Raw genomic sequence first — 13442 nt, 5'->3', positions numbered from 1 at the left:
CATGTCCGACGCCCCTGAAGCCGTCCCGTCCCCCAAGGGGGAATTCGTCACCTTCCCCGGCTCGCCCTTCGAGCTGTTCCAGCCGTACCCGCCCGCGGGCGACCAGCCCGCCGCCATCGCCCAGCTGGTCGAGGGGGTGGAGGACGGCGAGGTGTTCCAGACCCTGCTGGGGGTGACCGGCTCCGGCAAGACCTACACCATGGCCAACGTCATCGCCCGCCTGGGGCGGCCGGCCATCGTGTTCGCGCCGAACAAGACCCTGGCGGCGCAGCTGTACAGCGAATTCCGCGAGTTCTTCCCGAAGAACGCGGTCGAGTACTTCGTCTCCTACTACGACTACTACCAGCCCGAGGCCTACGTGCCGCAGCGGGACCTGTTCATCGAGAAGGACAGCTCGATCAACGAGCACATCGAGCAGATGCGGCTGTCCGCCACCAAGAGCGTGCTGGAGCGGCGCGACACGGTGATCGTGGCCACGGTGAGCGCCATCTACGGCATCGGCGCGCCGGAGGACTACACGAAGATGCGCTTCATCCTGCGCGCCGGCGACAAGCTCGGCCAGCGCGACGCGATCGCCAAGCTGATTCGCATGCAGTACAAGCGCAACGACCACGAGTTCGGCCGCGGCACCTTCCGCGTGCGCGGCGACACGATCGACGTGTTCCCCGCCGAACACAGCGAACTGGCGGTGCGCCTGGAGCTGTTCGACGACGAGCTGGAGTCGCTGCAGCTGTTTGACCCGCTCACCGGCCGGATCCGGCAGAAGGTGCCGCGCTTCACCATCTACCCCTCCAGCCACTACGTGACGCCGCGCGAGAAGGTGCTGGCGGCGGTGGAGTCGATCAAGCTGGAGCTGGACCAGCGCCTGAAGGAGCTGGTGGGCATGGGCAAGCTGGTGGAGGCGCAGCGGCTGGAGCAGCGCACCCGCTTCGACCTGGAGATGCTCTCCGAGCTGGGCCACTGCAAGGGCATCGAGAACTACACCCGCCACCTCTCGGGTTCGCCCCCGGGCTCGCCGCCGCCTACCATGGTGGACTACATGCCCAAGGACAGCGTGATGTTCCTGGACGAGAGCCACCAGATGATCGGCCAGCTCTCGGCCATGTACAACGGCGACCGCGCCCGCAAGACCACCCTGGTGGAGTACGGCTTCCGCCTGCCCTCGGCGCTGGACAACCGGCCGCTGAAGTTCGAGGAGTTCGAGGCCCGCATGCGCCAGGTGGTCTTCGTCTCGGCCACGCCGGCCGACTACGAGAAGCAGCACGCCAGCAAGGTGGTCGAGCAGGTGGTGCGGCCCACCGGCCTGGTGGACCCGCTGGTCGAGGTGCGCCCGGCCACCCACCAGGTCGACGACGTGCTGCAGGAGATCCGCATCCGCACCGACCTGGGCGAGCGCGTCCTGATCACCACCCTGACCAAGCGGATGGCCGAGCAGCTCACCGACTACCTCAGCGACAACGGCGTCAAGGTCCGCTACATGCACAGCGACATCGACACGGTGGAGCGGGTCGAGATCCTTCGCGACCTGCGCCTGGGCGCCTTCGACGTGCTGGTGGGCATCAACCTGCTGCGCGAGGGCCTGGACATCCCCGAGGTCTCGCTGGTGGCCATCCTGGACGCGGACAAGGAAGGCTTCCTGCGGGCCGAGCGTTCGCTGATCCAGACCATCGGCCGGGCGGCGCGCAACCTCAACGGCAAGGCCATCCTCTACGCCGACCGCATCACCGAGTCCATGCGCAAGGCCATCGGCGAGACCGAGCGCCGGCGCGCCAAGCAGGTCGCCTTCAACGAGGCCCACGGCATCACGCCGCGCAGCATCGTCAAGCAGGTGCGCGACCTCATCGACGGGGTCTACAGCGAGAAGTCCGGCAAGGAGGCCCAGGCCCAGGAGCTGGCGCGGGCCCAGGCGCAGGACCTGTCCGAGAAGGACATCGCCAAGGAAATCAAGCGGCTGGAGAAGCTCATGCTCGAGCACGCCAAGAACCTGGAGTTCGAGAAGGCGGCCCGGGTGCGCGACCAGCTGGCCCTGCTGCGCGAGCAGGCCTTCGGCGGCCCCGGCCACGACAACGTGGTGCCGATCCAGGCCGGCCAGCGCTGACCTGCGGCCCGCGGCGGGGCGGGGGCGGGGCGGGGCGGGGCGGGAGTACCCGACAAGCTATGTCGGTTTTAGGGTATACTTGACCGGCCTAGTCAGGAAAAGGGGATTTGAATCCCCCCAGGCGGGCGGCAGCCGCCGCCCGGCGGCTGGAACCGGCTTGGCACCTCAGCAAGGAGCTTGCGATGCGTCTCACCACCAAAGGCCGCTTTGCGGTCACCGCGATGATCGACCTGGCGCTGCGCCAGAACAATGGTCCCGTCACCCTGGCGGCCATCAGCCAGCGCCAGCAGATCTCGCTGTCGTACCTGGAGCAGCTGTTCGGCAAGCTTCGCCGCCATGAGCTGGTCGAGTCCACCCGGGGCCCGGGCGGCGGCTACACGCTCGGCCGCAAGGCGGCCGAGATCACCGTGGCCGACATCATCGTCTCCGTCGACGAGCCGCTGGACGCCACCCAGTGCGGCGGCAAGGAGAACTGCACCGGCGACGGCGGGCGCTGCATGACCCATGAGCTGTGGGCCGCGCTGAACCAGCGCATGGTCGAGTTCCTCGACTCGGTGACCCTGCAGAAGCTGGTCGACGAGCAGCTCGCCAAGGGCATCCAGATCGAGGACAAGCCGGCCGTCAAGCGTGCGATCTCCAGCACGCCGGTGGTCAAGCCGATCCGCGTCAACGCCCCCAATTCCGTGTTCGCCCTGGGCAGCGCCCTGGCCAAGAGCTGATCCTTTTTGCATTCCATTCGAGCATGACCCCGCATTTCCCGATCTACATGGACTACGGCGCGACGACGCCGGTCGACCCCCGCGTGGTGGACGCGATGATCCCCTGGCTGCGCGAGCACTTCGGCAACCCGGCGTCCCGCAGCCACGCCTGGGGCTGGGAGGCGGAAGAGGCGGTCGAGAAGGCGCGCGGCCACGTGGCCGACCTGATCGGCGCGGACCCGCGCGAGATCGTCTGGACCTCCGGCGCCACCGAGTCGAACAACCTCGCCATCAAGGGCGCGGCGCACTTCTACCAGTCGCGCGGCAAGCACCTGATCACCGTCAAGACCGAGCACAAGGCGGTCCTGGACTGCATGCGCGAGCTGGAGCGCCAGGGCTTCGAGGTGACCTACCTCGACGTGCAGGAAGACGGCATGCTGGACCTGGAGAAGTTCAAGGCCGCCCTGCGCCCCGACACCATCCTGGCCAGCGTGATGTTCGTGAACAACGAGATCGGCGTCATCCAGGACATCCCCGCGCTGGGCGCGATCTGCCGCGAGAAGGGCATCCTTTTCCACGTGGACGCCGCCCAGGCCACCGGCAAGGTGGCGATCGACCTGGCCACGCTGCCGGTGGACCTCATGAGCCTGGCCTCGCACAAGACCTACGGCCCCAAGGGCATCGGCGCGCTGTACGTGCGCCGCAAGCCGCGCGTGCGCCTGGAAGCCCAGATGCACGGCGGCGGCCACGAGCGCGGCATGCGCTCGGGCACGCTGCCCACGCACCAGTGCGTGGGCATGGGCGAGGCCTTCCGCCTGGCCAAGCTGGAGATGGCCCAGGACAACGCCAAGGCCCGCGCCCTGCACCAGCGCATGCTCGACGGCCTGAAGGACATCGAGCAGGTGTTCGTCAACGGCCACCTGGAGCACCGCGTCCCGCAGAACCTGAACATGAGCTTCAACTTCGTCGAGGGCGAGTCGCTGATCATGGGCATCAAGGGCCTGGCGGTGTCGTCCGGCTCGGCCTGCACCTCGGCTTCGCTGGAGCCGAGCTACGTGCTGCGTGCCCTGGGCCGCAGCGACGAGCTGGCCCACAGCAGCCTGCGCATGACGATCGGCCGCTTCACCACCGAGGAAGAGGTGGACTACGCGATCGACACCATCAAGAAGAACGTGGCCAAGCTGCGTGAGCTCAGCCCCCTCTGGGAGATGTACCAGGACGGCGTGGACCTGAGCACCATCCAGTGGTCGGCCCACTGACCCTGACCCGAGAAGAACGCGAGAGAGGAACACACCATGGCTTACTCTGAAAAGGTCGTTGACCACTACGAGAACCCCCGCAACGTCGGCTCCTTCGACAAGGGCGACGAGTCGGTGGGCACCGGCATGGTCGGTGCGCCCGCCTGCGGCGACGTGATGAAGCTGCAGATCAAGGTGAACCCGGCCACCGGCGTCATCGAGGACGCGCGCTTCAAGACCTACGGCTGCGGCTCCGCCATCGCCTCCAGCTCGCTCGTGACCGAGTGGGTCAAGGGCAAGACGCTGGACGAGGCCGCCGCGCTGAAGAACAGCCAGATCGCCGAGGAACTGGCCCTGCCGCCGGTGAAGATCCACTGCTCCATCCTCGCCGAGGACGCGATCAAGGCGGCCGTCGACGACTACAAGAAGAAGCACGCGAATTGAACACCGCCGCCGCCACTCCGATGGCCGTCACGCTGACGGACGCCGCCGCGCGCCACATCAACCGCTACCTGAGCAAGCGGGGCAAGGGCGTGGGCGTGCGCCTGGGCGTCAAGACCACGGGCTGCTCGGGCCTGGCCTACAAGCTCGAGTACGTGGACGAGGTCGCCCCCGAGGACATCGTCTTCGAGAGCAACGGCGTCAAGCTGATGGTGGACCCCAAGAGCCTGGCCTACATCGACGGCACGCAGCTGGACTTCGTGCGCGAAGGCCTGAACGAGGGGTTCAAGTTCAACAACCCCAATGAGCGGGACCGCTGCGGCTGCGGCGAATCCTTCCGCGTGTGAACCTCGCCGACGACGACTTCACCCTGTTCGGCCTGCCGCCGCGATTCCACCAGGACCGCGCGGCGATCGACGCGCGCTGGAAGGAGCTCCAGCGCGAGGCCCATCCCGACCGTTTCGCGGCCCAGGGTGCGGCGGCCCAGCGCGTGGCCATGCAGTGGTCGGTGCGCATCAACGAGGCCTACCAGCGCCTGAAGAACCCGCTGCATCGCGCCGCCTACCTGTGCGAGCAGCGCGGCGCGCCGATCAACGCCGAGAGCAACACCGCCATGCCGGCCCGCTTCCTCATGGAGCAGATGGCCTGGCGCGAGGCGCTGGAGGAGGCCGAGACCGAGGCCGACCTGGACACGCTGTCCGACCAGCTCGCCGGCTCGCGCAGCGAGGTGCTGCGCGACATCGAGCGCCTGCTCGACGAAGCCGGCGATGCCGCCGGCGCGGCGCAGCAGGTCAGGGCGCTGATGTTCATCGAGCGATTTGCCCATGACGTCGAGGCGCGCTTCGATCAACTGGGACAATAGCGGGATGCCGTTTTCCAATCCCGCGCAGGGGAGGGCTGCCTGATGGCCCTGCTGCAGATTTCCGAACCGGGCCAGGCGCCCGACCCGCACGCCCGCCGCATCGCCGTGGGCATCGACCTGGGCACCACCCATTCGCTGGTGGCTTCCGTGCGCCATGGCGTGGCCGAGTGCCTGCCCGATGGCGAGGGCCGCGTGATCCTGCCCTCGGTGGTGCGCTACCTCGAGGGCGGCGGCCGCCAGATCGGTTTCGACGCCCAGGCCGCCCAGGCCCTGGACCCCGAGAACACCATCGCCTCGGTCAAGCGCTTCATGGGCCGCGGGCTGAAGGACATCGCCGGCCGCGAGAAGCTGCCGTACCGATTCGTCGACCAGCCCGGCATGGTGTCGCTGGAGACCCGCGCCGGCGCCAAGAGCCCGGTGGAGGTCAGCGCCGAGATCCTGGCCACGCTGCGTTACCGCGCCGAGGACACCTTCAACGACGACCTGTACGGCGCGGTCATCACCGTCCCCGCCTACTTCGATGACGCCCAGCGCCAGGCCACCAAGGACGCCGCGCAGCTGGCCGGCCTGAACGTGCTGCGCCTGATCAACGAGCCCACCGCCGCCGCCATCGCCTATGGCCTGGACAACGGCAGCGAGGGCGTTTACGCCGTCTACGACCTGGGCGGCGGCACCTTCGACATCTCCATCCTGCGCCTGGCGCGCGGCGTGTTCGAGGTCATCGCCACCGGCGGCGACTCCGCCCTGGGCGGCGACGACTACGACCGCGCCCTGGCCGAGGTCATGCTCGCCGGCGCCGGCGCGCAGGCCGCCTCCGCCGAGGACAAGGCCGCCATCAAGGTCGCCGCCCGCGCCGCCAAGGAGGCCCTGTCCGACGCCGCCACGGCCACCGTCACCGCCACCCTGGGCGGGCGCGAGGTGGCCTTCACCGTGACGCGCGACCAGTTCGAGGCCGCCACGCACGACCTCACCGGCCGCACGCTGTCGGCGGTGCGCAAGGCGCTGCGTGATGCCAGGCTGTCGAAGGACGAGGTCCAGGGCGTGGTCATGGTGGGCGGCTCCACCCGCATGCCGCAGGTGCAGCGCGCGGTGGGCGAGTTCTTCGGCCGCGAGCCCCTGACCAACCTGAACCCCGACGAGGTCGTGGCCCTGGGCGCGGCCCTGCAGGCCAACCAGCTCGCCGGCAACGACGCCACGGGCGACCTGCTGCTGCTGGACGTGATCCCGCTGTCCCTGGGCATCGAGACCATGGGCGGGCTGGTGGAGCGCATCGTCCACCGCAACGAGACCATCCCCACCGCCAAGGCGCAGGACTTCACCACCTACCAGGACGGCCAGACCGCGATGGCGCTGCACGTGGTGCAGGGCGAGCGCGACCTGGTACAGGACTGCCGCAGCCTCGCGCGCTTCGTGTTGCGCGGCATCCCGCCGATGGCGGCCGGCGCCGCGCGCATCCGCGTGACCTTCACCGTCGACGCCGACGGCCTGCTGTCCGTCTCCGCGAAGGAGCAGGGCAGCGGCGTCGAGGCGAAGATCGACGTCAAGCCGTCCTACGGCCTGTCCGACGAGCAGATCGCGAAGATGCTGCAGGAGAGCTTCTCCACCGCCGAACAGGACATCCGCGCCCGCGCGCTGGTCGAGGCCCGGGTCGATGCCGACCGCCTGGTGCTGGCCACGCGCAGCGCTCTGGCCGCCGACGGCGCGCTGCTCTCCACGGAGGAGCGCGCGCGCATCGAAGACGCCATCACCGCCCTCGAGAAGGCCGCGCGCGAAGCCACCGAGGCCGCCCCGGTCGAGGCCGCCAGCGAGGCGCTGGCCAAGGCCACCGAGGGCTTCGCCGCCGAACGCATGAACCACAGCATCCAGCAGGCCCTGGCCGGCCGGAACGTGGAGACCCTCTGATGCCCACGATCAAGATCCTGCCGCACCCCGAGTACTGCCCCCAGGGCGCCCAGATCACTGCGCCCGCCGGCACCAGCATCTGCGAGGCGCTCCTGGACAACGACATCCGCATCGAGCACGCCTGCGACATGAGCTGCGCCTGCACCACCTGCCACGTGGTGGTGCGCGAGGGCTTCAGCAGCCTCAACGAGCTGGAGGAGGCCGAGGAAGACCTGCTCGACCGCGCCTGGGGCCTGGAGCCGAACTCGCGCCTGTCCTGCCAGGCCATCGTCGACCACAAGGACCTGGTGGTGGAGATTCCCAAGTACTCCATCAACCACGCCAAAGAGAACCACTGAGACTGGATAGGATCCCGGCATGCGCCAGATCATCCTCGACACCGAAACCACCGGCCTGTCCGCCGAGAACGGCGACCGCATCATCGAGATCGGCTGCGTGGAGCTGGTGGCGCGCAAGCTCACCGGCAACAACAAGCACTTCTACATCAACCCGGAGCGTGACAGCCACGAGGACGCGCTCAAGGTCCACGGCATCAGCAACGAGTTCCTGCGGGACAAGCCCAAGTTCGCCGAGATCGTCGACGAGCTGATGGACTACCTCGCCGGCGCCGAGATCATCATCCACAACGCGCCCTTCGACGTCGGCTTCATGAACAAGGAGCTGGAGCTGGTGGGGCGCCCCGGCTTCAAGACCTTCGTCGCCAGCGTGGTGGACTCGCTGGCCCTGGCGAAGGAGCAGTTCCCCGGCAAGCGCAACAGCCTCGACGCGCTGTGTGACCGGCTCGGCGTGGACAACTCGGGCCGCACGCTGCACGGCGCGCTGCTGGACGCCGAGCTGCTCGCGGACGTCTACATCAACCTGACCCGCGGCCAGGACGCGCTCCTGATCGACGCCGGCCCGGCCGAATCCTCCGCGCATGCGGCGGTGGCCATCGACCTGAGCGGCTTCGTGCTGCCCGTGATCGCCGCCAACGAGCAGGAGGTCGCGGCCCATGCCGAGGTCCTCAAGCAGCTGGACAAGGCCAGCGGCGGAAAAACGTTGTGGCGAAGCTTCGAAGTTGAGAAGCCGCCGGAAACTGTGGCATAATTGAGGGCTTCCGAGGAACACAAATAATTGAGTTGTTCGGAAGCTTAGAAGTCGCTTCCAAGCCGATGGGGTGGTTAGCTCAGTGGTAGAGCATCGCCTTCACACGGCGGGGGTCGGGGGTTCGAAACCCTCACCACCCACCATCAGTCTTGGAAATGCGTTAGTATTCAAGCACTTGGTCGCACGCTTGCGGCGATTTTCATCAACGGTCACGGCAGTGACCTCGAGGAGAATCGAAAGTGCACCAAGCCCCCAAGAAGTCCATCGACCTGGCCGCTGCCTTGCAGGCAGTCTGCGTTGCGCCTGCCGCGCAACTTTCTCTGGCCGAACTCCTGAACGCCTACAACGTCGCCCGTGGCGGTGAGGATCTGCTGCGCCTGCGCAAGTGGATCGACGCCTTCGGCACTCGCTCGGCCTGGTCCATCACCGCAGAGGAGCTCGAGGCCGCCGCCCAAGCCATGATCGAGCACGGCTACGCCCCGGCCACCGCCAACCGGGACCTGTCCGCCCTGGGCTCGGCCTACCGGTGGGCGCGCACCAAGCGCCTGACACCGCGCGGCTTCAAGAGTCCCACCCTGGGCGTGCGTCGCTTCGAAGAGCCGGTGCGCCGCGTGCACATCAAGGCCGAGGACCTCGAACGCCTCAAGGTCCGCGCGCTGGCCTATCCCGACCGGCGCTTTGGCGCCTTCGTGAGCCTGCTGATCGAGACCGGCGCGCGCAAGTCCGAGTTACTCGAGCGCCGCTGGACCGACGTGGACCTGGCGAAGGGCGAAATCCTGGCGCCCATGACCAAGAACGGGACACCGCGCGTGCTGTTTTTCAGCGATGCGACCCGCCAGCTGCTGCAACGCCTGTGGCCCAACCCCAAGGCGGCAGATCTGCTGTTCGAGGGTCGCGTGCCGGGCCAGCCGATCTCGTTTCGCAAGGCGTGGTCTATCGTGACGCGCGACGTGGGGCTGCCGCAGTTGCGCATGCACGACATCCGCCACGCCGCAGCGGCCAATCTCCTGCGCTCGGGCGTGACGCTCGGGGTGGCCGCCCAGGTCCTGGGGCATGATCCGGCTGTGTTGGCGCGTCGCTACGGCCATCTGGAGACGGCCTCGCTGCGGCGCGCGCAGGAGCAGGCATGGAGTCAAACGACAGCGAATTGACGTGGTATGACCTGGCCCACTGGCTCACGGTGGGGCGGGTCACCGAGGCCACCTTGGCCAGCGCCATCGAGCAGCACGGGATCTGGGGGTTCGACCGGTTCGGTCGCTTCAAGCACTTCGCGCCGGCGAAAGATCCGCAAAAGCAGGCCCAGGAGCTCGGGGAGGTGTTCGATGCGCTGGCAGCCAACTACGCGGCATCCCTCGAGCACGATGAGCTCGTGCCCGTCGAGAACCTCTGGGGCACCGAGGTCTATTGCCGCTTCGGGTGGCCCCAGGGCAAGGAACCAGACTTCGTCGCCATCGCCGCCGGCCAAGGGCCAGCGCCACGGCCTGCCCATGTCCAACGGGCGGCCGATGCCAAGCGCGCCGCCAACGATCTGCGGCTGATCGGCGCGCTGATGGACTTCATTCGCGGCGACTACACGCCTCAGCCACATCCGCACTACGCGAACCAGGCGCAGCTGATCGAGCTGCTGACCACGAAGATGGCGGGCTATCCCGGCTTCAGCAAGCGCAAGCTCGAAGCGACCTTCGCGCAGGCGCGACGCGCACTGGACGACACGCGCGATCTCTGAAGCGGCCGACGCCGCCCGCACCGCAATTGGAGGATCGGCCACCGCAACTGCGGTGCGGTCGCAGCAGGTACTGAGCAAACTGCCTATCACTCGCCGCAAGCGTGTGATCGAAAGGAACCTCAGTGAACCCTGCACAGCACCATTGGATGACTGGACCAGACGCCTGGTCCGCGTTCATCCAGCAACACCCCGAGTTGGGCTACCGGCCCGGCCGGATGAATTTCCACAATTTCCTGCGCATGACGCGCGAGCGGTTGATCCAGGCCGACGCGATCCGCCGCGCGCGTGGGCGCCATTGGATCGCTCATGTGCCGCGCTTCAGTGCGGTGGCCTTCGAACTGGCCACCGGTGGGCAACCGCTCGCACAGGCATTCGACACGGATTCCGTGCCGTCGCATCCGGAGGTGCGGTGATGGAGGCGATCGTGTCGACACCGACCCTCTTGCTGCCGCTGCGGCCCGAAGGCATCCCGCATTACTTGCGCATCCAGCCGCGTTGGGCCCCTTGGGCAGCTGTCTGGCAGGAGGAGCGTGGCAAGTGGAAGAAGATTCCCCGGCGCGCCGAGGCGCCCGCGGTGGGCCTGTCGCCCCAGTCCCTGGAGGGGTGGACGACTTTCGACGCCGCATTGGCCAGCTGCCTGCGTCACCCGCGCAGCGTCGCCGGCCTGGGCTTCTTGCTGACCGACATCGAGGACCTCGTGGCCATCGATCTGGACCACTGCAGTGACGAGGCCGGCGCCCCCGACGACTTCGCCTCGGACATCTTGGAGCGTGCGCGCAGCGAAGGGGGCTACATCGAGCGCAGCCCCAGTGGCCGTGGGTTTCGCATCTTTCTGCGGGCTCGCGAGGCCGATCCGGACTGGACCCACCACGAGGTGGGCCTGGAAGTCTATCGGGGCAGCAGCGCCCGCTTCGTCACGGTCACGGGACACGCTTTGGCGCAGCCGATCGATGGTGGCGTCGCCGAGCGTTCGGATCTGCTGGAGTACTTGAAAAGGCGCTACCGCGGTGCACGCATCGCCCAGTCGAACGTCCGGGTCCAGGCGGCACCGCCCCTGTTGGATGAACGTGAGATCCCTTCGCTCCAAGAGCTTTCCGATCTGGGGGTGTCGCAACACGCGCTCTCGTTCTTGAGCGAGGGCCCCGAAGGCACCGACCGTTCCCGTGCTTTGTTCGCCAGCGGCGTCGAGTTGTGCAAGCACCTGGCGCCACCGGTTTGTCTGTCCGTGCTCGTCCACAACGAGCATGCCTGGACCATCGCCCTGGATCACCGGAACAGTGAAGACGCCGCCATCGACTACCTGTGGCGCCAGCACGTGGTCAAGGCTCAAGCGCGCCTGGAGGGCAGCGGTCTGAGCGAGACCGACTTCGACGACCTGGCCGAATTCGAGCCGGAAGGCGGTGCTGGGCGTAGGGGCCACACGATGGATCCGCGGGTGGACCCGAGCACCGGGGAATTGATCGATACGACTGAGCGCGATGCGGTGCGCGGCAGCGACCAGGACTTCGCCCGCCGGTTCGTGGCGGCTGCAAGCGGGCGTCTGCGTTGGACGCCAGGGCTGGATTGGATGATCAACCTGGGCAGTCACTGGGTGCGCGACGAGCTCTTGCAGGCGGCCCGCCTGGCCGCAGCGGTGTGCGCAACGTCGTCATTGGAGATGAGCGCCAAGTTGCGGAAGACGGCGTGTTCGGCCTCCACCGCGTCGGCCGTGCTTCGGCTGGCTCGCCACGCCTCGGGGGTCGTCACGCCCACCAAAGCCTGGGATGCCTCACCGATGCTGCTCAACACCCCTGGCGAGGTCATCGACCTGGAGACGGGGCGCGCCATCGATCGAGCTGACTGGCTGTTCACCCAGGTGACGGCGGTCGCCCCGGCTGCGACCCCGACACCCCTGTGGGATCGCTTCCTGGACGAGGTCTTCGGTGGGGATGCGGCCATGGTGGAGTTCGTCCAGCGTCTGTTCGGCTATTGCCTGACCGGTAGTGTTCGTGAACAGAAGTTGTTTTTTCTGTATGGCGCGGGCGCCAACGGCAAGTCGGTGCTGCTCGACGTCCTGCGTCATGTTGCGGGCACCTATGCGCACAACCTGCCGTCCGAGGCCCTGATGCGCCAGAGTGTCGAGGGGCATCCCACGATGCTGGCCTCCCTGCACGGGCGGCGGGTCGCGATCTCCTCCGAGATCGAGGAGTCGGCCCATTGGAACGAATCGCGCATCAAGTCTTTGACGGGTGATCAGACCCTCACGGCGCGGTTTATGCGGCAGGACTTCTTCACCTTTGCGATCACCCACAAGCATGTGATCGCGGGCAATTTCAAGCCGCGCCTCAAGGGCGACGACACCGCGATGGCGCGCCGGTTGGTCCTGATCCCCTTCGAGCAGCGGTTCGAGGGAGCGCGCCGTGACGATCGCCTGCTTGAAAAGCTCATGGCCGAGGGCTCGGGAATCTTGGCCTGGGCGATCGAGGGCGCCCGCAAATGGGCCCAGAGCGGGTTGGTCCTGCCGCCCAGGGTGCTGCGCGCGTCCCAGGAGTACCTGGCCGAGAACGACGATTTGGCGTTGTGGTTGGCCGAGTGTTGCGTCGCAGAAAAAGACGCCACGGTACGCGCCGGTGCCTGCTATGCGTCCTTCCAGATGTTCAAGCAGCGCAGCGGGGAGGTGCCACCGTCCCAGAAAGCCTTCTCCCAGCGTCTGGTTCGTCGCTTCGACAAGGCGCGCGACAGCAACGGGTACTACTTCGTGGGGCTGCGTCTGCGCACGCCCACTGACGACCTGTCGGTCGAGCGCGGCGAAGACCCGTGAACTCGCCCAAAACCCAGCCGTGCAGCTTCTGCACCTTCGGCTCATTGAATCGCTTCGACCGCACAGGTGGGGGAGGTCTTGGAATTTCTCCTACATACCCTGCATGAGTGGTCGATCGGCAGACCCCTGGGGTTGAAAAAACCCATGCATTTGAAAGTAATCATCATGTTGAACGAGCTGCTCGAATATTCCCAGTTCACCGGCCTGATCGAGGGCGACTCGGTCTCCCCCGCGGGAATGCTGTTGCTCCTGGGCCGCCTCGCCAACGACCCTCACTGGTGTAAAGAAGCCGACCGTCGCGCGCGCGCTGCCGCCATGGTGGAGACGATCTTGGACATCGCGGAGGCCCATGGCTTCACTGGCACGAGGGAGTTCCAGGCCCTGTTGGGCGACAACGTCGTTTCGGCCCGCAGTGTGGATTTGGCCGAGGACGCGGCCGCGGCGGCCGGCCGGGAAATCTTTGATGCGCTGTACCGGCCGATGCATGTCCGGGAAGCCGCCAGGCAGGTGCTGCGGCGCCATGGGGTGAATTCCCGTAGGGGGCCCCTGGCACGTTGAACGCCGCGGGGGCGCGACGAGGCATGCTGCTCG

The 13442-nt window shown here is 67.5% G+C and carries 14 protein-coding genes and 1 tRNA gene; all 15 read left to right on the top strand.

Features of this window, described 5'->3' with window-relative positions; genetic code table 11:
- Nucleotide 1 precedes the first annotated feature (1 nt).
- The 15 genes from uvrB (at nucleotide 2) to ACFQZY_RS00145 (ending at nucleotide 13409) form a co-directional block, all read left to right on the top strand.
- The gene (gene uvrB, locus ACFQZY_RS00215; RefSeq protein WP_377411233.1) at nucleotides 2-2098 is read left to right on the top strand and encodes an excinuclease ABC subunit UvrB; all 2097 of its coding nucleotides are present in this window, start codon (nucleotides 2-4) and stop codon (nucleotides 2096-2098) included.
- Between the two features lie 182 nt (nucleotides 2099-2280).
- Nucleotides 2281-2817, top strand: a complete 537-nt coding sequence (iscR, locus tag ACFQZY_RS00210; protein WP_377411230.1) for a Fe-S cluster assembly transcriptional regulator IscR — start codon at nucleotides 2281-2283, stop codon at nucleotides 2815-2817.
- Nucleotides 2818-2840: 23 nt separating this feature from the next.
- A complete protein-coding gene (locus ACFQZY_RS00205) occupies nucleotides 2841-4055 on the top strand; it encodes an IscS subfamily cysteine desulfurase (protein WP_377411227.1) in 1215 nt (404 codons plus the stop codon).
- A gap of 36 nt (nucleotides 4056-4091) precedes the next feature.
- Entirely contained in the window at nucleotides 4092-4478 is a 387-nt protein-coding gene (iscU, locus tag ACFQZY_RS00200) for a Fe-S cluster assembly scaffold IscU (RefSeq protein ID WP_377411224.1), read from the top strand.
- Between the two features lie 20 nt (nucleotides 4479-4498).
- Nucleotides 4499-4822: an iron-sulfur cluster assembly protein IscA gene (gene iscA, locus ACFQZY_RS00195; protein ID WP_377412587.1), complete on the top strand. Its 324-nt coding sequence runs from the start codon at nucleotides 4499-4501 to the stop codon at nucleotides 4820-4822.
- On the top strand, nucleotides 4819-5337 hold the full coding sequence (gene hscB, locus ACFQZY_RS00190; RefSeq protein WP_377411222.1) for a Fe-S protein assembly co-chaperone HscB: 519 nt from the start codon (nucleotides 4819-4821) through the stop codon (nucleotides 5335-5337). The genes iscA and hscB overlap by 4 nt, the downstream gene beginning before the upstream one ends.
- Nucleotides 5338-5379: 42 nt before the next feature.
- Complete coding sequence (gene hscA, locus ACFQZY_RS00185) at nucleotides 5380-7239, top strand: Fe-S protein assembly chaperone HscA (RefSeq protein WP_377411218.1); 1860 nt, start codon at nucleotides 5380-5382, stop codon at nucleotides 7237-7239.
- Complete coding sequence (gene fdx, locus ACFQZY_RS00180; RefSeq protein WP_377411215.1) at nucleotides 7239-7577, top strand: ISC system 2Fe-2S type ferredoxin; 339 nt, start codon at nucleotides 7239-7241, stop codon at nucleotides 7575-7577. The genes hscA and fdx overlap by 1 nt, the downstream gene beginning before the upstream one ends.
- 19 nt (nucleotides 7578-7596) lie before the next feature.
- Complete coding sequence (gene dnaQ, locus ACFQZY_RS00175) at nucleotides 7597-8325, top strand: DNA polymerase III subunit epsilon (RefSeq protein ID WP_377411212.1); 729 nt, start codon at nucleotides 7597-7599, stop codon at nucleotides 8323-8325.
- Between the two features lie 68 nt (nucleotides 8326-8393).
- A tRNA-Val gene (locus tag ACFQZY_RS00170) sits at nucleotides 8394-8468 on the top strand.
- A 96-nt stretch (nucleotides 8469-8564) separates the two neighbouring features.
- Complete coding sequence (locus ACFQZY_RS00165) at nucleotides 8565-9476, top strand: tyrosine-type recombinase/integrase (protein ID WP_377411209.1); 912 nt, start codon at nucleotides 8565-8567, stop codon at nucleotides 9474-9476.
- Nucleotides 9452-10051 carry a hypothetical protein gene (locus ACFQZY_RS00160; protein ID WP_377411206.1) on the top strand — a complete coding sequence of 200 codons (600 nt, stop codon included), beginning with the start codon at nucleotides 9452-9454 and terminating at the stop codon, nucleotides 10049-10051. Before ACFQZY_RS00165 ends, ACFQZY_RS00160 begins: the two co-directional genes overlap by 25 nt.
- Before the next feature lie 146 nt (nucleotides 10052-10197).
- Complete coding sequence (locus ACFQZY_RS00155) at nucleotides 10198-10464, top strand: hypothetical protein (RefSeq protein ID WP_377411203.1); 267 nt, start codon at nucleotides 10198-10200, stop codon at nucleotides 10462-10464.
- Complete coding sequence (locus ACFQZY_RS00150; protein WP_377411200.1) at nucleotides 10464-12851, top strand: phage/plasmid primase, P4 family; 2388 nt, start codon at nucleotides 10464-10466, stop codon at nucleotides 12849-12851. The genes ACFQZY_RS00155 and ACFQZY_RS00150 overlap by 1 nt, the downstream gene beginning before the upstream one ends.
- 144 nt (nucleotides 12852-12995) lie before the next feature.
- A complete protein-coding gene (locus tag ACFQZY_RS00145; RefSeq protein ID WP_377411198.1) occupies nucleotides 12996-13409 on the top strand; it encodes a hypothetical protein in 414 nt (137 codons plus the stop codon).
- Nucleotides 13410-13442: the final 33 nt, after the last annotated feature.

The sequence above is a fragment of the Ramlibacter sp. GCM10027632 genome (assembly GCF_042675325.1).
Lineage (GTDB): Bacteria > Pseudomonadota > Gammaproteobacteria > Burkholderiales > Burkholderiaceae_C > Ramlibacter.
Note: the sequence above shows the minus strand (reverse complement) of the source record. Positions and strands in the feature narration are given on the sequence as shown.

Bases quoted from the DNA above. Each gene is read 5' to 3' on its own strand.
- iscA (WP_377412587.1), top strand. From the start codon at position 4,499: ATGGCCGTCACGCTGACGGACGCCGCCGCGCGCCACATCAACCGCTAC.
- ACFQZY_RS00150 (WP_377411200.1), top strand. From the start codon at position 10,464: ATGGAGGCGATCGTGTCGACACCGACCCTCTTGCTGCCGCTGCGGCCC.
- iscU (WP_377411224.1), top strand. From the start codon at position 4,092: ATGGCTTACTCTGAAAAGGTCGTTGACCACTACGAGAACCCCCGCAAC.
- uvrB (WP_377411233.1), top strand. From the start codon at position 2: ATGTCCGACGCCCCTGAAGCCGTCCCGTCCCCCAAGGGGGAATTCGTC.
- ACFQZY_RS00155 (WP_377411203.1), top strand. From the start codon at position 10,198: ATGACTGGACCAGACGCCTGGTCCGCGTTCATCCAGCAACACCCCGAG.
- ACFQZY_RS00160 (WP_377411206.1), top strand. From the start codon at position 9,452: ATGGAGTCAAACGACAGCGAATTGACGTGGTATGACCTGGCCCACTGG.
- iscR (WP_377411230.1), top strand. From the start codon at position 2,281: ATGCGTCTCACCACCAAAGGCCGCTTTGCGGTCACCGCGATGATCGAC.
- hscA (WP_377411218.1), top strand. From the start codon at position 5,380: ATGGCCCTGCTGCAGATTTCCGAACCGGGCCAGGCGCCCGACCCGCAC.
- dnaQ (WP_377411212.1), top strand. From the start codon at position 7,597: ATGCGCCAGATCATCCTCGACACCGAAACCACCGGCCTGTCCGCCGAG.
- fdx (WP_377411215.1), top strand. From the start codon at position 7,239: ATGCCCACGATCAAGATCCTGCCGCACCCCGAGTACTGCCCCCAGGGC.
- ACFQZY_RS00205 (WP_377411227.1), top strand. From the start codon at position 2,841: ATGACCCCGCATTTCCCGATCTACATGGACTACGGCGCGACGACGCCG.
- ACFQZY_RS00145 (WP_377411198.1), top strand. From the start codon at position 12,996: ATGCATTTGAAAGTAATCATCATGTTGAACGAGCTGCTCGAATATTCC.